Origin of the sequence: Streptomyces sp. NPDC018947 (assembly GCF_044390505.1) — a bacterium.
GTDB lineage: Bacteria > Actinomycetota > Actinomycetes > Streptomycetales > Streptomycetaceae > Streptomyces.
On the sequence record NZ_JBIRZD010000023.1, the window covers coordinates 1 to 18,972 of the forward strand.

19 protein-coding genes are annotated in these 18,972 nt (G+C 73.3%); 10 read left to right on the forward strand and 9 right to left on the reverse strand.

The window, feature by feature from the left end:
• Positions 1-309: 309 nt before the first annotated feature.
• On the forward strand, positions 310-702 hold the full coding sequence (locus ACH499_RS32040; protein ID WP_356204731.1) for a DUF202 domain-containing protein: 393 nt from the start codon (positions 310-312) through the stop codon (positions 700-702).
• The gene (locus ACH499_RS32045; protein WP_399020298.1) at positions 699-1,055 is read left to right on the forward strand and encodes a DUF202 domain-containing protein; all 357 of its coding nucleotides are present in this window, start codon (positions 699-701) and stop codon (positions 1,053-1,055) included. Before ACH499_RS32040 ends, ACH499_RS32045 begins: the two co-directional genes overlap by 4 nt.
• Before the next feature lie 3 nt (positions 1,056-1,058).
• Here the strand turns inward: ACH499_RS32045 and ACH499_RS32050 are convergent, their stop codons facing one another.
• Positions 1,059-1,997, reverse strand: coding sequence for an NADP-dependent oxidoreductase (locus ACH499_RS32050; RefSeq protein ID WP_399020300.1), 939 nt, complete (start codon positions 1,995-1,997; stop codon positions 1,059-1,061).
• 166 nt (positions 1,998-2,163) lie between these two features.
• Between ACH499_RS32050 and ACH499_RS32055 the strand changes: the two genes are divergently transcribed.
• From ACH499_RS32055 to ACH499_RS32065, 3 genes are all read left to right on the forward strand, one after another.
• Entirely contained in the window at positions 2,164-3,189 is a 1,026-nt protein-coding gene (locus ACH499_RS32055; RefSeq protein WP_399020302.1) for a phosphotransferase family protein, read from the forward strand.
• Between the two features lie 5 nt (positions 3,190-3,194).
• Positions 3,195-4,418: an acyl-CoA dehydrogenase family protein gene (locus tag ACH499_RS32060; protein ID WP_356204725.1), complete on the forward strand. Its 1,224-nt coding sequence runs from the start codon at positions 3,195-3,197 to the stop codon at positions 4,416-4,418.
• Between the two features lie 188 nt (positions 4,419-4,606).
• Complete coding sequence (locus ACH499_RS32065; protein WP_356204723.1) at positions 4,607-5,527, forward strand: LysR family transcriptional regulator; 921 nt, start codon at positions 4,607-4,609, stop codon at positions 5,525-5,527.
• Here ACH499_RS32065 and ACH499_RS32070 read toward each other — a convergent pair.
• Genes ACH499_RS32070 through ACH499_RS32080 form a run of 3 tightly spaced genes read right to left on the reverse strand, consistent with a single transcriptional unit; the run spans position 5,466 to position 8,516 of the window.
• A complete protein-coding gene (locus ACH499_RS32070; protein ID WP_399020304.1) occupies positions 5,466-6,059 on the reverse strand; it encodes a TetR/AcrR family transcriptional regulator in 594 nt (197 codons plus the stop codon). The genes ACH499_RS32065 and ACH499_RS32070 overlap by 62 nt on opposite strands.
• A gap of 22 nt (positions 6,060-6,081) precedes the next feature.
• Entirely contained in the window at positions 6,082-7,752 is a 1,671-nt protein-coding gene (locus ACH499_RS32075) for a class I adenylate-forming enzyme family protein (RefSeq protein WP_399020306.1), read from the reverse strand.
• Positions 7,749-8,516 (reverse strand): SDR family oxidoreductase, encoded by a 768-nt coding sequence (locus ACH499_RS32080; protein ID WP_399020308.1) that lies wholly within the window; start codon positions 8,514-8,516, stop codon positions 7,749-7,751. Before ACH499_RS32080 ends, ACH499_RS32075 begins: the two co-directional genes overlap by 4 nt.
• Before the next feature lie 160 nt (positions 8,517-8,676).
• On the opposite strand from ACH499_RS32080, the gene ACH499_RS32085 reads away from it, so the two are divergent.
• Positions 8,677-9,927 carry an exo-beta-N-acetylmuramidase NamZ domain-containing protein gene (locus ACH499_RS32085; protein WP_399020310.1) on the forward strand — a complete coding sequence of 417 codons (1,251 nt, stop codon included), beginning with the start codon at positions 8,677-8,679 and terminating at the stop codon, positions 9,925-9,927.
• A 15-nt stretch (positions 9,928-9,942) separates the two neighbouring features.
• On the opposite strand, the gene ACH499_RS32090 is transcribed toward ACH499_RS32085, so the two are convergent.
• A complete protein-coding gene (locus ACH499_RS32090; protein ID WP_399020312.1) occupies positions 9,943-12,780 on the reverse strand; it encodes a penicillin acylase family protein in 2,838 nt (945 codons plus the stop codon).
• 235 nt (positions 12,781-13,015) lie between these two features.
• On the opposite strand from ACH499_RS32090, the gene ACH499_RS32095 reads away from it, so the two are divergent.
• Positions 13,016-13,618, forward strand: a complete 603-nt coding sequence (locus ACH499_RS32095) for a hypothetical protein (RefSeq protein WP_356204712.1) — start codon at positions 13,016-13,018, stop codon at positions 13,616-13,618.
• 164 nt (positions 13,619-13,782) lie between these two features.
• On the forward strand, positions 13,783-14,577 hold the full coding sequence (locus ACH499_RS32100) for a 3-keto-5-aminohexanoate cleavage protein (protein ID WP_399020314.1): 795 nt from the start codon (positions 13,783-13,785) through the stop codon (positions 14,575-14,577).
• Positions 14,578-14,869: 292 nt separating this feature from the next.
• Here the strand turns inward: ACH499_RS32100 and soxR are convergent, their stop codons facing one another.
• A complete protein-coding gene (soxR, locus tag ACH499_RS32105; RefSeq protein ID WP_356204708.1) occupies positions 14,870-15,382 on the reverse strand; it encodes a redox-sensitive transcriptional activator SoxR in 513 nt (170 codons plus the stop codon).
• Between the two features lie 119 nt (positions 15,383-15,501).
• On the opposite strand from soxR, the gene ACH499_RS32110 reads away from it, so the two are divergent.
• Positions 15,502-15,963: a MaoC family dehydratase gene (locus tag ACH499_RS32110; protein ID WP_356204706.1), complete on the forward strand. Its 462-nt coding sequence runs from the start codon at positions 15,502-15,504 to the stop codon at positions 15,961-15,963.
• Between the two features lie 21 nt (positions 15,964-15,984).
• Here ACH499_RS32110 and ACH499_RS32115 read toward each other — a convergent pair whose 3' ends face one another.
• From ACH499_RS32115 to ACH499_RS32125, 3 genes are all read right to left on the reverse strand, one after another.
• Positions 15,985-16,629, reverse strand: coding sequence for a TetR/AcrR family transcriptional regulator (locus tag ACH499_RS32115; RefSeq protein WP_356204705.1), 645 nt, complete (start codon positions 16,627-16,629; stop codon positions 15,985-15,987).
• Positions 16,630-16,710: 81 nt separating this feature from the next.
• On the reverse strand, positions 16,711-17,001 hold the full coding sequence (locus tag ACH499_RS32120) for a YiaA/YiaB family inner membrane protein (protein ID WP_356204703.1): 291 nt from the start codon (positions 16,999-17,001) through the stop codon (positions 16,711-16,713).
• Positions 17,002-17,088: 87 nt separating this feature from the next.
• The gene (locus ACH499_RS32125; protein WP_399020317.1) at positions 17,089-18,240 is read right to left on the reverse strand and encodes an acyl-CoA dehydrogenase family protein; all 1,152 of its coding nucleotides are present in this window, start codon (positions 18,238-18,240) and stop codon (positions 17,089-17,091) included.
• 61 nt (positions 18,241-18,301) lie between these two features.
• On the opposite strand from ACH499_RS32125, the gene ACH499_RS32130 reads away from it, so the two are divergent.
• Entirely contained in the window at positions 18,302-18,943 is a 642-nt protein-coding gene (locus ACH499_RS32130; protein WP_356204700.1) for a TetR/AcrR family transcriptional regulator, read from the forward strand.
• Positions 18,944-18,972: the final 29 nt, after the last annotated feature.

Here is an 18,972-nt window from a genome sequence, read left to right on the forward strand (position 1 = left end):
GTGGCGGCCCGCGCCGGGCGGGCCCCCCCCCCCCCCCCCCCGCCACCCCCCCCCCCCCCCCCCCCCCCCCCCCCCCCCCCCCCCCCCCCCCCCCCGGCCCCGACCCACAACACAACCGAACGCGCACCGCGCACCCCCACCGAAGCCGCACAGGCCGCCGCAGGCACCCGCCCCCCCACCGCCCCGCACAGGCCGCCGCAGGCACCCCCCACCCCACCGGAGCCGCACAGGCGCCGCAGGCACCCGCAGGCACCCCCCACCCCCCGCCGAACCCGGAGGCGCGTGGGGGCACCCGATAAGGTCCCCCGCGTGAGCGAATTCGCACGGAACGTTCGGCTCTGGTTCGCGCCCGGGGAGGTGCGGCAGGAAGGGCGGACGCCCGACTACCGGTTCTCGCTGGCCAACGAGCGGACCTTCCTGGCCTGGCTGCGCACCGCCCTCGCGCTGATCGGCGGCGGGTTCGCGGTGGACCAGTTCCTGCCCGACCTCCGCTGGGCCTGGCGGGTCGGTCTCGCCCTCGCGCTGCTCGGGGCCGGCGTCCTGTGCTCCCTGCGCGCGGTCAACCACTGGGTCCGCTGCGAACGGGCGATGCGCCGGGGCGAGGACCTCCCCGCCTCCCGCTTCCCCGTCCTGCTCAGCCTCGTCGTGGCCGTCGTCGCCCTGGCCATGGTCGTCGTGGTCCTCGTCGGGTGGGAGACATGACCCCCGGCGACAACGCGTCCCCGACCCCTCCGTCCCCGGCACAGCCCCCGGACCGCGACCCCGGCCTCCAGCCCGAGCGCACCCGCCTCGCCTGGCGCCGCACCACCCTCTCCGGCACCGTCGTCGCCGTACTCGCCGCGAAGACCGCCCTGCACGGCGGCGTCACCCCCGCCTCCGTGGTCGCCACGGCCCTCTGCTGCGCCCTCTGGCTGGCCTTCCTGCACCTCGCCCACCACCGCATCCGCGCCCTCGCCTCGACGAGCAGGCCCCCGGTCATCGCTCCCCGGACGGCCACCGCCGCCGCCCTGTGCACGGTGGGCCTCGCGCTGTGCGGAACGCTCCTCGTCCTCTAGCGCTCAGCCCTCCGCCCAGTCCACGGTCACCACGATCTTCCCCCGCGTCCGCCCCTCCTCGTTGCTCCGGTAGGCGTCCGCCGCCCGCTCCAGCGGGAACGTCTCCGACACGTGCACCCCCACCACCCCCTGCTCCGCCAGCTCGGTCAGCCGCAGCAGGTCCTGGGCGTCGGGCCGCACGAAGCAGTACCGCCCGCCGTGGTCGACGACGTCCGGGTCGGCGATGGACGCGAGACGGCCCTCGGGGGCCAGCAGGTTCGCCGAGACCCTCAGCGTCTCCCCGCCGACCGTGTCGAACACCGCGTCCACCCCCTCGGGCGCCAGCCCCCGCACCCGCTCGCCCAGCCCCTCCCCGTACGTCACCGGCTCCCCGCCGAGCCCCCGTACGTAGTCGTGGTTGCGCTCGCTCGCCGTACCGATGACCCGCGCTCCCAGGTGCCGCCCGAGCTGCACGGCGATCGAGCCGACCCCGCCCGCGGCGGCGTGCACGAGGACGGTCTCGCCGCGTTTGACGCCCAGGGCCTTCACCAGGACCTGGTAGGCGGTCAGTCCCGTCAGCGGCAGCCCGGCCGCCTCCTCGTAGGAGAGATTGCGCGGCTTGCGCGCGAGGGTGCGCACGGGCGCCGCCACGTACTGGGCGAAGGTCCCGTGGGAGAGGACGTCCGCGCGGACGTAGCCGATCACCTCGTCCCCGACGGCGAACTCGGTGACGGCGGCGCCGGGCCGCACGACGACCCCGGAGACGTCCCAGCCCGTGACCACGGGGAACACGGGCTCGATGAGCGCGTCGAGGTACCCCTCGCGGCACTTCCAGTCGACGGGGTTGACGGCGGCGGCCCGCACCTTCACCAGCACGGAGTCGGGGCCCACCCGCGGGTCGCGGACCTCGCCGTACTCCAGGACCTCGGGACCGCCGTACCGCGTGTAGCTGATCGCCTTCATGGCTCCGACCCTCGGGCGTGCGCGGACGCCGCGCAAGCCGAAGCTCCGGACAGGCACCTCTGAGCGGCCTATCGTGGCCCCGGTCACGTTGCGCTCCCCCACTGGACGTCATACCGACCGGTCGGCATCATGAGTCGGGTATCGTCCACCTGCCGTAGGAGCCGCGATGAGCCCCGACCACCCGCCCGGACTCGATCTCGACCGGTTGCGCACCCTGCTCGACCGCGAGCGGCCCGGTCTGGTGAACGGGCCGTTGTCCGGCCGGCTGATCGAGGGCGGCCGCTCGAACCTCACCTACGCCGTCTCCGACAGCGCCTCCACGTGGGTGGTGCGGCGCCCCCCGCTCGGCCATGTGCTGGCCACCGCGCACGACATGAGGCGCGAGCACCGGGTGATCAGCGCCCTGCACCCGACGGACGTGCCGGTGCCCCGACCGGTCCTGCTGTGCGAGGACGAGGAGGTGCTCGGCGCGCCCTTCTACGTCATGGAGTTCGTCGAGGGCACCCCGTACCGCACCGCGGACCAGCTCGCCGCGCTCGGCCCCGAGCGCACTCGCGCCGCCGTGCTGAACCTGGTCGACACGCTCGTGGAGCTGCACGCGGTGGACCCCGCCGAGGTCGGTCTCGGCGACTTCGGCCGGCCCGAGGGCTTCCTCGACCGGCAACTGGGCCGCTGGGCCAAGCAGCTCGACGCCTCCCGCAATCGCGACCTCGCCGGCATCGACGAACTGCACGCCACCCTCGGCCGGGAGCTGCCGCGTTCCCCCGCCCCGGCCGTCGTGCACGGCGACTACCGCCTCGACAACGTCCTGATCGGCGGCCCCGAGGACGAGATCCGGGCGATCCTCGACTGGGAGATGTCCACGCTCGGCGACCCGCTCACCGACCTCGGCCTGCTGGTGATGTACAGCAGCCCCCTCGCCGTGCCGGACTCCCCCGTCTCCACCACGGCCACGGCGCCCGGCCACCCCGCCCCCGCCGAGCTGGTCGAACGGTACGCCGCGCGCTCGGGGCGCGACGTGTCCGCCGTCGCCTGGTACACGGCGTTCGCCTGGTTCAAGCTCGCCGTGATCCTGGAGGGCATCCACTACCGCTACACGCTGGGCCGGACGGTGGGCCGCGGCTTCGACCGCATCGGCGACCTCGTCCCCGTCTTCATCGAGCACGGCCTGACCACCCTTCAGGAGGGCTGACCGCCATGGACTTCGCGTTCGACGCACGCACCGAGGAACTCCGCGCCAGGCTGCTCGCCTTCATGGACGAGTACGTCTACCCGGCCGAGCGGGTCGCCCACGAGCAGCGGGCCCGCCTCCACTCCCCCTGGGAGACCCCGCAGGTCGTGGAGGATCTGAAGGCCGAGGCCCGCCGGCAGGGCCTGTGGAACCTGTTCCTGCCCGACGCCGAGTACGGCGCGGGCCTCACCAACCTCCAGTACGCCCCGCTCGCCGAGATCACCGGCCGCAGCCCGCAGCTCGCGCCGACGGCGACGAACTGCGCGGCGCCGGACACCGGGAACATGGAGGTGCTGGCCCAGTTCGCCGACGAGGCGCAGAAGAAGCAGTGGCTGCAGCCGCTGCTCGCCGGTGAGATCCGCTCGGCGTTCGCCATGACCGAGCCGGACGTGGCCTCCTCGGACGCCACGAACATCACCACGCGCATCGAGCGGGCCCTTGACGGCACGGACGAGTACGTCATCACGGGCCGCAAGTGGTACATCTCCGGGGCGATGCACCCGGACTGCAAGATCTTCATCGTGATGGGCAAGACGGACCCGGACGGCGAGGACATCCGCCGCCAGCAGTCCATGGTGCTGGTCCCCCGCGACACCCCCGGCGTGACCGTGGACCGGGCCATGCAGGTCTTCGGGTACGAGGACCACTACCACGGGGGTCACGCCGAGGTGACCTTCGACCACGTGCGCGTGCCGGTGTCGAACCTGATCGGCGAGGAGGGCGGCGGCTTCGGCATCGCGCAGGCCCGCCTCGGCCCCGGCCGCATCCACCACTGCATGCGGCTGATCGGCATGGCCGAGCGGGCGATCGAGCTGATGTGCCGCCGGGCGGCCGACCGCACCGCCTTCGGCAAGCCGCTCGCCCGGCAGGGGGTCGTCCAGAACTGGATCGCGGACGCCCGGGTCACCGTCGAGCAACTGCGGCTGCTGGTGCTGAAGACGGCCTGGCTGATGGACACGGTCGGCAACCGGGGCGCGCACACCGAGATCCAGGCCATCAAGATCGCCACGCCGCGGGCGGTGGTCGACATCATCGACCGGGCGATCCAGCTCCACGGCGCGGGCGGGGTGAGCCAGGACTTCCCGCTGGCCGAGCTGTACGCCGGCGCCCGGACGCTGATGATCGCCGACGGCCCCGACGAGGTCCACCAGCGCTCCCTGGCCCGACGGGAGATCAAGAAGTACCTCTGACCCGGGCTAGTAGCCGCCGGAGCAGTGGTGGTCCGCGCGTGCGAGGGCGCGGAGGAAGAGCACGAGCCGGATCCGGAGCGAGGGTCTGCGAGCCATGCCTCCAGGCTGGAGCGCGGACCCGCCGACGGTCCAACAGATCGATTCGCTGGGACCCATCTACGGAACAGATGGGTCCCTAGGATGGCCGCATGGAGATCCGCCAGCTCCGCCACTTCATGGCGGTCGTCACCACGGGCAGCTTCACCGCCGCCGCGCGCAGCGAGCTGATCGTGCAGTCGGCGCTCAGCACCTCGGTACGCAACCTCGAACGCACCCTGGGCGCCGAGCTGTTCGACCGCACGGGACGCCGGGTGGTACTGACGGAGGCGGGGCGTGCCCTGCTGCCGCGGGCCCGTGCGCTGCTGGCCGCGGCCGAGGAGGCGCGGCACGCGGTCGCCGCGGTGACGGGGCTGGCCTCGGGCCGGGTCTCCATCGGCACGATCCAGACGTTGACCTGCGTGGACCTGCCCGCGGAACTGGCCACGTTCCACCGCCGGTTCCCCGGCGTCCAGGTGTCGGTGCGGGACGCGCCGGTCGGGGAGCTGACCGACGCCCTGCGCGCGGGGGAGCTGGATCTCGCCTATCTGGTGCCGGACGCGGGCGAGCTGCCCGAGGGCGTGACGGCGTACGCGACGTGGCGGGAGGAACTGGTGCTGATCACGGCGCCGGGGCATCCGCTGGCCGCGGCCGGGCGGACCCTGGTCCGGGACCTCGCGGACGAGCCTTTCGTCGACTTCCGCGCGGGCACCGGGCTGGAGACGGCGGTGCGGCGCCTGGCGGCCCACTGCGGTCTGGAGCGCCGTATCACCTGCGACGTCACCCAGATCGGGCTGCTGGTGGACCTGGTGCGGGCCGGCATCGGGGTGGCGTTCGTGCCCCGGCGGATCGGCGAGCGGGCCGGGCTGCCGTGTGTGGCGGTCCGGCAGCCGGAGCCGGGCCGTACGGTCGTGCTGGCCGGGCGCGGGCCGCGGCCGCGCAATCCCGCGGCGGCGGCCCTGGCCGATCACCTCACGGGCGCAGCGCCCGCAGCAGCAGGCCGGCCAGATGGTCGGCCACTTCCTGCGGGGTGAGCGGACCGTCGGGGCGGTACCAGGTCGACAGGTGGTGCACGGAGCCGAAGTGGTAGTCGACGACGAGGTCGGCGGGGACCTCGTCGGTGAAGACGCCGGCCCGCTGGCCCTCCTCGATGAGCGCGCGGAAGCGTTCGTGGTAGCGCCGGCGCTCGGCGCGCACCTGCTTGTTCTTCTCCGGGCTGAGCTGGTGCATGGAGCGGAAGAAGATGGACGCGTCGTCGAGGTTCTCGATGGTGGTGACGACGACGTCGGCCGCCGCGTCGCGCACCCGCCTCTCGACCGGCTCGTCGGAGTCCGCGAAGGCGTCCAGGCGTTCCTGCTGGAGGCGCAGGACGCGCGCGTACACCTCGTGCAGCAGGTCGTCCTTGGAGCCGAAGTAGTGGTAGAGCGCTCCCTTGGTGACGCCCGCCGCCTCCACGATCTCCTGTACCGAGGTGCGGTCGTAGCCCTGCTCCGCGAAGAGCCGGGTGGCGGCGGCCAGGAGCCGCTGCGGCACCGGAGTGCCGTCCCCGTCCGTGGTCCTGGGCACTGCCGTCACCTGCCTTTCCGTTTCACTGTCCGTCGTCGTGCGTACGGGAACGCAGTTCCCGACGGAGGATCTTCCCACTCGCCGTCTTCGGCAGGTCGGGCAGGATCTCCACCTGACGCGGGTATTTGTATGCGGCCAGTCTCTCCTCGCAGTACGCGGCCAGCTCGTCCGGGCTGGCCGCGGCGCCCGGGCGGAGGCTGATCCAGGCCTTGACGGTCTCCCCGCGGTAGCCGTCGGGGACACCGACCACGGCGGCCTCGCGCACGGCCGGGTGGGTGTAGAGGACGTCCTCGACCTCGCGCGGCCAGACCTTGAAGCCGGAGGCGTTGATCATGTCCTTCTTGCGGTCGACGACGTAGAGCCAGCCCCGGGCGTCCATGAAGCCGATGTCACCGGTGCGCAGTTCGCCGCCGGGGAAGGTCTCGGCGGTGGCGTCGGGACGGCGCCAGTAGCCGGGGACGACCTGGGGGCCGCTGACGACGATCTCGCCCTGCTCGCCGAAGCGCACCTCCCCGCCCGTCTCGTCCACGATCCGGACGACGGTCTCGGGGCCGGGCACGCCCACGGCGAGGGTCCCGGAGACCGGGTCGACGGGCGCCTCCAGGTGCGGCGGTACGGAGGCGCAGGGAGCGGTGCACTCGGTGAGGCCGTAGCCGTTGCGGATGTAGGGGCCGAAGCCCGCGCGGAACTTCTCCACGAGGGCGGGCGGCAGCGGGGCGCCGCCGGAGGAGACGACCGCGAAGGACGCGAAGTGCTCGCGGGTGGCGGACGGGTGGGCGGCCAGCGCCATGAACGCGGTGGAGGGGCCGACCGTGTAGTGCGGCCGGTGCTCGGCGAACGCGTCCAGGACGGCACCGGCCTCAAAGCGGTGGGCGAGGACGAGGGTGCCCGCGCTGTTCAGGCAGGCACCCAGCTGGCAGACCATGCCGGTGATGTGGAACAGCGGCGCCAGCGCGAAGTAGACCGGTGCCCGGGGCAGGCCGAGCCCGGTGCGCTGGCGCTCGGCGTTGTACATGACGTTGCGGTGGGTGTTGGTGGCGCCCTTGGGCGTGCCGCTGGTGCCGGAGGTGTAGCTGATGAGCGCGATGTCGTCCGGGCCCGGGGCGCGGCCCGCGGGGGACTCGTGGCCGGCGCGGGCCGCCTCGGTGAGGTCGTCGGCGTCGGTCGCGCGCGGCAGCCGCTCGAAGGCGAGGACGCGTGTGTCGCCGCGCGTCTGGAAGTCCAGCTCGCAGGCGGTGAGCACGATCCGCACCGGCGAGGGCGCGGCCGTCTCGCGCAGATACGCCTCCCAGGCCCGGTCGGAGCAGATCAGGGCGGCGACCTCGCCGTCGCGCAGGACGTGGCCCACCTCCGCCGACTTGTACATGGGGTTGACGGGCACGACGACCGCGCCCGCCTTCCAGGCGCCGAGGACGGCGAGGACGAAGTGCGGGGAGTTCTGGAGCACGACCGCGACCCGCTCACCGGGCTCCAGTCCGCGGGCGGCGAGGTGTCCGGCGACGGAGTCGCTCAGCTCGTCCGCCTCGCGGTAGGTGAGGCGGCCGTCGAAGTAGGCGAGGCAGGTGCGGTCGGGGGCCTCGGCGGCGGCCCTGCGCAGGGCGTGGACCAGGGAGGGGTCCGGATCGGCCGGTGCCTTCTGGGCGTCGGTGAGCAGGTCCAGCCAGGGCTTGGCCGCGTAACGGGAGCCGGTCACCGGGTCGTCTCCTCCCACTGGCGCTGGAGGTGGTTCATGCCGCGCAGCCAGCGGTCGGGGTCGGCGGCGCGGGCCTGGTGGTACGCGGCGACCCGGGGGTGCGGCAGGATCAGGAAGCGGTCCTCCGCGATGCCCCTGAAGAGGGCGTCGGCCACGTCCTCGGGCGCGATGGCGGTGGGGGCGAGGACCAGTTCGCCGGCGGTGCCGCTCGCGGTGAGCATGTCGGTGCGCACGCCCTGCGGGCAGACGGCGTGCACCTTGATCCCGCGGTGGCGGTAGGTGAGCGAGAGCCACTCGGCGAAGGCGAGGGCGCCGTGCTTGGTGACGCTGTAGGGGGCCGCGCCGATCATGGTGAGCAGTCCGGCCGCGGAGACGGTGGAGACGAAGCGGCCGCCTCCGCGCTCCAGCCAGCCGGGGATCAGTTCGCGGGCCGCGCGGACGTGGGCCATCACGTTGACGTCCCAGGCCTGCGCCCAGACGTCCTCGTCGGCGGCCTCGGAACCGCCCGAGGCGACCCCGGCGTTGGCGCAGTAGACGTCGACCGCGCCGCCGAGGGCCTCCCGGGCCTCGGGGACGATCACGGAGGCGTCGCCGGGGACGGCGATGCCGCCGATCTCGTCGGCGACGTCCTTCGCCCGGCCGGCGTCCAGGTCGTTGACGACCACTCGGGCGCCCTCGGCGGCGAAGCGGCGGGCCAGCGCGGCTCCGATGCCGCCTCCCGCTCCGGTGACGACGACTCCGGCATCCTGCACGGCTTCCACCATCGGTCTCCTCCGACACGGCTCGGGCGCGGCTCCGGCGCCAGACTAACCAGTCGGTATGTGGGACGGAAGAGGTGAACGCGGTTCGAGTCGTTCCGCCCGGGGCGGGGCGCGGGTTAGCGTGCGTGCGCATGACACCCGCCGCGATCACGGAGGTCACCGCATGACGCTGTCCAGACGGACCCTGCTCGCCACCACGGCCGCCGTGGCGGCCACCACCACGGCCGCCGCCGGCCCGGCTCAGGCGGCCCCCGCGGGCGGCGGACGCCCGCTGCGCACCGGCTTCGAGCGGCTGGCCGACGACGGCTACGCCCTGCTCGACGGCGAGCGGGTCGGCGTCGTCACCAACCCCACCGGCATCACCCGGGACGTACGCCACATCGTCGACGTGATGCACGCGGACGACCGGGTGAACCTGACGGCCGTCTTCGGGCCGGAGCACGGCTTCCGCGGCACCGCGCAGGCCGGCGGCTCCGAGGGGCGCTACGACGACCCGGCGACCGGACTGCCGGTCTACGACACGTACCTGAAGAGCGGGCAGCCGCTCGCGGACGTCTTCACCGCCTCCGGCGTGGACACCGTCGTCTTCGACATCCAGGACGTGGGCGCCCGCTTCTACACGTACATCTGGACGCTGTTCGACTGCATGGAGGCGGCGCGGCTCGCGGGCAAGCGGTTCGTGGTCCTGGACCGGCCGAACCCGGTGACCGGGCGGGCGGCCCTCGGGCCCGTGCTCCACAAGGAGTTCGCCACGTTCGTCGGACGGCAGCCGGTCTCCCAGGCGCACGGCATGACCGTCGCCGAGCTGGCGCTGCTGTTCAACGGCGAGTTCCTGGCGTCGCCGGTGCCGCTGGAGACGGTGACGATGACGGGCTGGAAGCGGTCCGAGTTCTACGACACCTCCGGCCTGCCCTGGGTGCCGCCGAGCCCGAACATGCCGACGCCGGAGACGGCGCTGGTCTACTCGGGCACCTGTCTGTTCGAGGGCACGAACCTGTCGGAGGGGCGCGGCACCACGCGCCCGTTCGAGCTGCTCGGCGCGGAGGGCGTCGACGGGCGCTGGGCCGCCGCCGCCAACGAACTCGGCCTGCCCGGCGTGCGGTTCAGGGAGGCCTACTTCGCCCCCACCTTCTCCAAGTTCCAGGGGAAGACGGTGGGCGGGGTGCAGCTCCACGTGCACGACCGGGCCGCCTTCGACCCGGTGCGCACCGGGATCGCTCTGCTGGTGACCGCCAGGCGGAGCTGGGACGGCTTCGCCTGGCGGTCGGACAACTGGATCGACAAGCTCACCGGCTCCACGCAGGTGCGCACCATGATCGACGCGGGCGCGGGCACCGACGAGGTGGTGGGCGCCTGGCAGCGGGAACTGGCGGCGTTCCGCGCGGTCCGCCGCCAGTACCTCCTCTACCGGTGAGCCCGGGCCGGCCGGTCACCGGTGGGACGTGAACTCGACGACCTGCTGGTAGGTCGGCCGGTTCTGCCAGCCGATCCCGCCGTGCTTGATGCCGCCCAGGGTGCGGTGGATCACCGAGTCGGCGCACCACTGGTCGCCCGCCCCGCAGTTGTCGTCGCCGGGGTAGACCTGGCCGGCCGTGCGGCCCGCCGCCTGCGTCAGGGTGGTGACCAGGGTGTCCCGGCAGGCGGCGAGGTCGCCGCCGCCGCAGTACGCGCGGGCCAGCGGTCCCTGGACCGGCTCGCCGAGCACCGCGCGGATGTCCTTGTCGACATGGCTCCACCAGCCGTACTGGAAGGCGCTGCCGGCGTGGGCGCCGGTCGGGCCGTGCGCGGCGGACGGTGACTCGTCGACGGGCAGGTTGCGGGTGAGGGCGGTGTAGAGGTCGCCGCCGAGGCCGGGTTCGAACTCGGCCTTCACCAGCAGCGGCCACCAGGCGTCCAGGGTGCGGATCGCGTCGGCGTGGGCGTACGTCCTCGAGCCGGGCGCGGTCTCGGTGCGCAGCCCGCCCGCCGCGTGCCACGCCCTGAGCCGGTCCACGGCCTCCCTGGCCGCGGGGTCGGTCACCGGCGCCGTGTCGATCACCTCGAGGAGCTTCGGCAGGACGTCCTCGGCCCGCAGGTCGGCGAGGCCCGCCTCGGCCATGGCCCGCACCAGCGCGGCCCGGGTGACCCCCTTCCCGGCGACCAGTTTCCGCACGCGGTCGTCGAGCAGGTTGCCGCGGTGGACGGAGCCGTTGCCCCAGGAGGCGGCCGCGTAGTCCTTGGCGGGCTTGTTGTTCCAGGAGATGTAGTAGTCCTGGCCGACCGACCGCGGGTGGGCGGAGGCGGGGGTGTAGCGGGCGGTGTTGGCCACCGGGTCCCAGTCCCGCCACTCGAAGGCGTCGTGGGCCCAGACCGGGAACTCGGCGTCGACGCCGCCCGCCCGTACCGGGTTGTCGCCGCTGTTGTAGTACGCGGTGGTCGCGGAGTCGGCGTAGAACCAGTTGAACGTGTAGTTGATGTTCTGCACGGCGCTCTGGAAGCGCTCGGGCCCGGTGAGGTATCCGGGGTCGTTGAGCATCTGGAAGCCGATGATCGAGTCCGCCTCGTGCAGGAAGGACGAACGCAGGGTGGTGTAGGCGACCTTCTTGCCGCCGACGGTGGCGCGGTACTCGACGGGCCCGTACTTGGTGCGCCAGACCCGCATCGTGTAGGAGCCGGCCTCGGTGGAGTCGGCGACGGTCGGCTTCCAGGCGTTCACGCGCTCGATCTTCTCCATCGGCGTGCAGGTGCCGCGGTACAGGTAGTGGAAGTCGTCCTGGCACAGCTCGACCGCGTAGGTGTCGATGATGTCCTGGCCGGAGGTGGTCGCGCTCCAGGCGTAGTCCTGGCCGCGGCCCAGTTCGACGTACATGCTCAGGCCCGCGAAGGAGGCGCCGCGGGCGCTCAGGCCCGGTCCCTGGAGTTCCTGGAGCATGAGGAGCTGCGGGGCGAAGTAGCCGGTCTGCGGACCGAAGACGGCGACCGGGTGGCCGCTCGCGGTGTGCTCGCCGCTGACGACGAGGGCGTTGGACATGCCGCGCCGGGCCGAGGTGACGGCGCTGTCCGCGGCGGTGGCGGAGGCGTCGGCCGCGCTCGCGGTGGCGGCGCTGCCGGTGCGGTCGTACACCAGCGGCTCCGGTCGGACGGAGCCGGCGTCGGGCAGGGCGCGGCCCCGCGGGTCCTCGGGGCGGGGCAGGTACGGGAAGCTGCCGTCGTGCTGGGTGAGGACCGCCTCGGGGTCGTTGCGCTGGCGGAAGGACTCCCAGACCTCGGTGCCCTCGGCGACGCCGTACTTCTCCTGGGCGGCGAGCAGGGAGAGGGCGTTGGTGACCTCGCCGCCGCCTCCGGAGCCGAAGAGGGAGCCGATGACGGAGGCCAGGGCTATGAGGTCGGTGCGCTTGAAGCGCTCGATGGTGCCGGCGTTGGTGATGGCGTCCTTGTGGCCGGTCAGGACGTACTCGCCGGGGAAGTAGCGGCCCTTGCCGGAGGCGTCGATGTAGGCGTTGACGCCGGCGACGTAGGCGTCAACGTCCGCGAGGGCCTGTTTCCCGCGCTCGCCCGACTTCGCGGCGGCGCTCAGGATCTGCGCCTCGAGGTCGGCCTCGGTGTAGGGGGCGTTGCGCCAGAACTGCTGCTCCAGGCCCTGGTTGGCGGGGGCGCCGCCGGCGAAGGAGGTCAACTGGCCGCGCCCTACGTGCCGGAAGAGGTCCATCAGCCAGAGCCGGTCCTGGGCGGCGGCGTACCCGGCGCCGAACTCGGTGCCGTAGCGGGTGGTGCCGGTGATGTGCGGGACGCCGGTCTTCTTGTCGCGGACGATGGTGACGTCGTCGCGGCCGGCGGGGCGGACGGTGGAGGCGACCTGGTCGGCGGGGACGCCGAACGAGGCGTCGTTGAAGAAGGTGTTGACCTTGTCGTTGGTGAGGCCCTGGTAGCCGGTGGCGAGGTTCGCGTACGGGCCGAGCTGGTCCTCGGCGTGTGCGGGCTGGGTGCCGAAGGCCTGGTTGAGGAGGATCTGGGCGAGGGTGGCGTTGCCGTTCTGACCGGGCGGCAGGATGTCCGAGCACTGGCCGCCGCAGTGGTCCTCGGCCGCCGCCGGGGCGGCCGCGCCGGCGGCGGTGGCGGTGGCGGTGGCGGATCCGGGCGTCGCGTCCGGTGCGGCGGCCGTCGCCGGGGTAAACGGTGACAAAAGACCGGCGATGAGGGCGCATACGGACGCGCTCTTCAGGAACCCGTGGAAGCCGCGGGGAGTTCTCAGTCTGTCGAGGACTGTGCGTGGGGTGCGCCGTGGCATGGCAGCTCCTCCCGACGGGGGTGGGGCGGGACGTTACCGCCGGTTATCCCCGAGTTGGAAGATGAACATGCGTCACTTTCGAAGCGAGAGCGATCGGCCTCGGGGAGGCGCCGCACATCGGAGGGAGCCGATTCGCGTGTCGATACGTCCATTCGGCGACGTCGGTACGACGACTCCGTACGACGACGCCGAAGTGACCGAAGTACAGGTGCAGGTGTGACGGAGGTGCAGGGCGATGGCGGGTTTCCGGAGTCTGGCGAGACAGGTCCGCGATCCACGGTGCGACCTGGCGCTGCGGCGCTATTCGCTGCGCAAGTGCCTTGAGCGGTTCGCCCCTTACGGGCACAGGGCGACCTGGGACCATCTCTGCTCGCGGGCCGGGTTCGGCCCCGAGGACCGCTCTCCCGACCCGGTGCGGCTCGTGGCCGCACTGGCGGAGCTGGAGGAGGCGCGTTCGGTGTGGCTGGCCTACGAGGCGCAGTTCGCCGAGCGGCGCAGGAAGGAGAAGCACGACGGGCTGCGCAGGCCGGGCAGCGTGGACGACTGGCACCGGCTGACCTGGGGCGGTTTCGGTGTCGCCTGGTGCGACGACCCGACGGTGCATCCGGACGAGCCGCTGGCGGAGGTGCTGCGCCGGCTGATCTCGGCGCTGGAGCGCGAGCCGGGCGCGGTGTGCCCGGTGTGCGACGGGGACCGCCTGGTCTGGAAGTACGGGCTGGACCACGAGCCGTCGGCGGGGCCGGTCTGCTCGGACTGCGGCATCCTGGTGCCGCGGCCGGTGCTGACCCCGGAGGCCCTGGAGGGTGCCCGGCGGGAGCGGTTGCTGATGACGGCCTAGGGCCTGTCCGGGTCGGACCGGCCGCGGGGCGCGGTGCCTCGTGGCCGGTCCCAGCGGGTCCGCGGCGTGCGGTCGCGGGCGTCGGCGAGAGGCGACGGCGCGGCGGACGCGCGTGCCGGGCCCCGCGACGGCGGGACGGTCCGGACGGCAGACCCTGACGGGCCGTGGCAGAACGGCGTGTGACGGACGAGGGGAGGACGGTGCAGGTCTGTGTCAACGGGGCGCGGGGCGCCACCGACGGTGCGGTGGTGCCGCTGACGCCGGAGGCGATGGCGGACGCCGTGGCCGAAGCGGTGGCCGCCGGCGCCACGGACGTCCATGTCCATCCCAAGACGCCGTGCGGCCGGGACACGTTGTCGCCGCGGGTGCTCGCGGAGACGCTGGCGGCGATCCGCGCGCGGGTGCCGCGGCCGGTTCCGGTCGGTGTGACGACGGGCGCGTGGGCCGAGCCCGACCCCGGCGCACGGCTCGACCGCGTCCGGAGCTGGACCGTCCTGCCCGATCACGCCTCGGTCAACTGGCACGAGCCGGGCGCCGAGGCGATCGCCGCCGCGCTGATCGGGCGCGGGGTGGGGGTCGAGGCGGGGATCTGGTCCGGCACGGACGCCGCCGCCCGTTTCGCGCGCTCGCCGCTCGCGCCGCGGGTCCTGAGGGTGCTGGCGGAGGTCACGGACACCGGCGCGGAGACGGCGGAGGCGTCCGCGCGCTCTCTCCTGGCCGACCTGGGCACCGCACACGGCCGCCCGGTATTGCTCCACGGCGAGGACGGCGGCGCCTGGCCGGTGCTGCGCCTCGCCGGCCGCCTGGACCTGCCGTCCCGCATCGGCCTGGAGGACACCCTCCTCCTCCCGGACGGCCACCCCGCCCGCACGAACGCGGAGCTGGTCACGAGGGGCCTGGAGGAGTGGAACCGGGCGCGGCGCGGTCCCTGCGGGGCGAGTCGGCACACAGGCCGGTAGCAGGGTGAGGCGGGTCGACGCGGGCGCGCCGCAGGCGAGGCTCCCACGCCGCACCGCGGGGGGAGGTGCGGCGCCCGGGGCCGCTGCGGTTCGCCCCGAGCATCGGCGTCGGCGGCAGCGGGCCGGGCGGCGGCACCGCAGGGCAGCCCCCACGGTGCTCGGCGCCGATGGCCTCGGCACGGCTGGACGGGGCGTGCACGCCGCCGATGCCTGTGGCTCCACACCGCCAAACGCCCCCCACGCCGCCCCCACGCCCCCGCGCCGGCTCACCGGGCGCCCGGCCACGCGGTGTTCAGTTGCCGCACGCGGTGTCGCACGTGGTGTCGGAGGCGGGCGGCGCGGGTTTCCTCCGGCCTTCGACCAGCAGGCGGGAGCCCGCCCGGGACTCGCCGAAGATGTCGTCGGGGTTGGACAGGACGCAGGTGTCCAGGGACAGGCAGCCGCAGCCGATGCAGTCGGTGAGGTGGTCGCGGAGCCGGTTGAGCTGCTTGATGCGCTCGTCCAGCTCGGAGCGCCACGCCTCCGACAGCCGGGCCCAGTCGTCGCGCGTGGGCGTGCGGCCCTCCGGCAGCTCGGCCAGCGCCTCGCGGATCGTGGCCAGCGGGATGCCGACGCGCTGCGCGGCCCGGACGAAGGCGACCCTGCGCAGGGCGTCGCGGCTGAAGCGGCGTTGGTTGCCGGAGGTGCGGCGGCTGCTGATCAGGCCCTTGGACTCGTAGAAGTGCAGGGCGGAGACGGCCGCGCCGCTGCGCGCGGCGAGCTGACCGACCGTGAGCTCGTGGATCTTCTGAGGAATCTGAGGCACTCCCCGAACCCTACCGACCCCGCCACCGCGCCGGTCCGTTGACATGGGCCCCACAGACGACCATGCTAAGCAGTTGCTTAGCAACGACCAACGGGACCTGTGACGCGGGAGGCCGGGACATGGCAGAGCCGAGGATCTTCACATCCGCCGACGACCTGAAGGCGGCGGTCGGCGAGCCGCTGGGCCACACGGACTGGCTGGAGATCGACCAGAAGCGGATCGACCTCTTCGCGGAGGCGACCGGCGACCACCAGTGGATCCACGTGGATCCGGAGAAGGCCGCCGCGGGCCCGTTCGGCACCACCATCGCGCACGGGTATCTGACCCTGTCGCTGCTCCCGCTCTTCGGGCCGCAGCTCATCCGGGTCGAGGGCGTGAGGATGGGCGTCAACTACGGCACCAACAAGGTCCGCTTCCCCGCCCCCGTCCCGGTCGGCTCCCGGCTGCGCGCGACGGCCACGATCACGGGTGTCGAGGACGTCAAGGGCGGGATCCAGGTCTCGGTCGCCTTCACCGTGGAGCGCGAGGGCGGCGACAAGCCGGTGTGCGTCGCCGAGTCCGTCTCGCGCTACTACCTCTGAGCCGCCACCGCCTCGCAGCCGCTACTTCCCGGCGGCGCCCGGCTCCTTGGCCCGCACCATCCGCAGCACGAGGTCGGCGTAGAGCGCGCCGACCTCGTCCGGTGTCCGGGGGCCGTTCACGTTGAACCAGCGGGCGACGTCGATGCACAGCGAGAGGACGGCGAGCGTCGTGCCCTGCACGTCCTCCACGTCGAACTCGCCCGAGGCCACGCCGTCCTCGATGATGCCGCGCACCTCGGCGTCGACCTGGCGGCGCAGCGCGACGATCTCGGCGCGGGCCTCGGGGCCGAGGGCGTCCAGTTCGTACTGGACCACCCGCGCGGTGGTGCGCCGCCCGGCGTGCCAGCGCACGAAGGAGCTGACGGCGTCGGCGAGCCGCTCCGCGGCACTGCCCTCGCCCTCGGCCGCGGTCCGCAGGATGCCGAGCGCGCGGTCGTGCCCTATCCGGCTGATGCGGTGGAGCAGCTCTTCCTTGGTCTTGTAGTGGATGTAGAGCGCGGCCGGGCTCATGCCGGCCCGCCCGGCGATGTCGCGGGTCGTGGTCGCGTGGTACCCGCGCTCGGCGAACGCCTCCACGGCGGCGACCAGCAGTCGCCGGGCCGCGTCAGGCGTGACCTCGTCCCACGGCTCGATGTCGCCGCCCGCCGTCTCGGCCGCCGTACTCATCGCTTGTTCGCCCCTCTCGGTGACAGGAACTCCACCATACCGCCGAAGCTGAGCGGGCGCTTAGGGACGGCCGGTGGCCCGTCACCCCAGCTTCTCGAAGGGGTCGTGCTCGGCGAGGAGCTTCTCCAGCCGGGCCTGGTCGACGCGGCTGACGAGCTGCCCGGCCTCCTGCCGGTCCCGGATGATCTTGGCCAGCGTGAAGGCGGACGTGACGAGGTACAGGACGGCGATGGCGAGGAAGGCCCGCACCCAGGCGTCGGCCTGGAGCTGGTAGATGCCGACGGCGGTGGCGACCATGGCGACCGCGAACGAGGCGACGGCCTGCCCGTAGAAGGCGGCGGTGCTCTGCTGCTTGACCGGTGTGTCACTCATGGGGACAAGGGTCGGCGGATGTGGGCCCCGCCACATCCGCCGCCGTACTCAGTTCGCGTACTCAGACCGCCGTCGGGAGACGGGCCCTCAGAAGGCCGAGACCCCCGTCAGCGCGCGCCCGATGACCAGCTTCTGGATCTGGCTGGTGCCCTCGTAGAGGGTCATCACGCGGGCGTCGCGCAGCAGCTTGCCGACCGGGTACTCGTCGATGTAGCCGTAACCCCCGAAGACCTGAAGGGCGTTGTTGGCGGCGCGGACGGCGGCCTCCGAGGCGAACAGCTTGGCCTTGGAGGACTCCACGGCGAAGGGCCGCCCGCGGTCGATCAGGTCGGCGACGCGCCAGGTCAGCAGCCGGGCGGCGTCCACGTCGAGGGCGATGTCGCTGATCAGCTCCTGTACAAGCTGGTGGTGGGCGATGGTCTTCCCGAACTGCTCGCGCTCGCCCGCGTACCGCACGGCCGCGTCCAGGGCCGCCTGGGCTATGCCGACGCAGCCCGCCGCGACGGACATCCGCCCCTTGGCCAGGGCGGACATGGCGACGGAGAAGCCCTTGCCCTCGGGGGCCAGCATCGCGGAGGCGGGCACGCGGACGTCCTCCAGGACCAGTTCGGCGGTGGCCTGGCCGCGCAGCCCGAGCTTTCCGTGGATGGCGCGGCGAGTCAGGCCCGGAGTGTCGGCGGGCACGAGGAAGGCGGTGACGCCCCTGTGGCCGGGGGCGTCCGTGGAGCGGGCGAAGAGCAGCACCACGTCGGCCCAGGTGCCGTTGGTGATGAACGTCTTGGTGCCGTTGAGGACGTAGTGGTCGCCGTCGCGGACCGCGCGGGTGGACAGGTTCCCGGCGTCCGACCCGGTGCCGGGCTCGGTCAGGCCGAAGCAGCCGACGTCCTCGCCGGAGGTGAGGCCGGGCAGCCAGCGCCGCTTCTGCTCCTCGCCGCCCCAGGCGGCGATCGTCTTGGCAACCAGACCGAGGGAGACGGAGACGATGCCGCGCACGGAGCTGTCACCCCGGCCCAGCTCCTCCGTCACCAGGCAGTACGCGAGGTGGTCGCCGCCGCTGCCCCCGTACTCCTCGTCGACGGTGAGCCCGAGGAAACCGACCTCGCCGAGCTTCTTCACGAGGGAGCGGTCCACCTCCTCGGCACGGTCCCAGGCGGCGGCACGGGGGGCGACCTCGCGCTCCACGAAGTCCCGGGCGAGCCGCTGCACGGCGGCCTGCTCCTCGCTGAGCTCCAGGTTCATGCCGATTCACCCACTGAAATTAGCACTGCTAGTTTACTGTCGCAGCCTTACTATGTGCGCCATGGCCCGACCGCGCAAGCCCCTGCTGAGCACCGACCGGATCGTCGAGACGGCTCGCGCGCTGGTGGACGCGGAGGGCCTCGCGGCCGTCTCCACCCGCCGGCTCGCGGCGGAACTGGGGGTCAGCGGGCCCTCGCTCTACAACCACTTCCGCACCAAGGACGAGATCCTGGAGGCCGTCGCCGACTCGGTGAGCGCCCAGGTGGACCTGTCGATGTTCGAGGACGGCCGGGAGTGGCGGACCGCGCTGCACGACTGGGCCGTCTCCTACCGGGCGGCGCTGCGCGAACACCCCAACATCGTCCCGGTACTGGCCCACGGCCCGGGCCGCCGTCCGGCCGCGCTGCGCCTCGCGGACGCCGTCTACGGCGCGATGGTCGACGCGGGCTGGCCGCCGGCTCAGGCCACGTCCATCGGCGCGCTGATGCGGTACTTCGTCATGGGCTCCGCGCTCGGCTCCTTCGCGCGGGGGTTCCCGGACGACGCCGGTGCCTACGACCCCGCCGACTACCCGCACCTCGGGCAGGCCCATCTGCTGGCCGAGCAGCAGGACAAGATCGACCAGCGGGCCTTCGAGACCGGGCTGGCCGCACTGCTGGACGGGCTCGCGCTGCAGTACGCGCAGGTGGCGCGGCGGGCGTGAGCACGCTTCGGCGGCCACCGAAACATCCG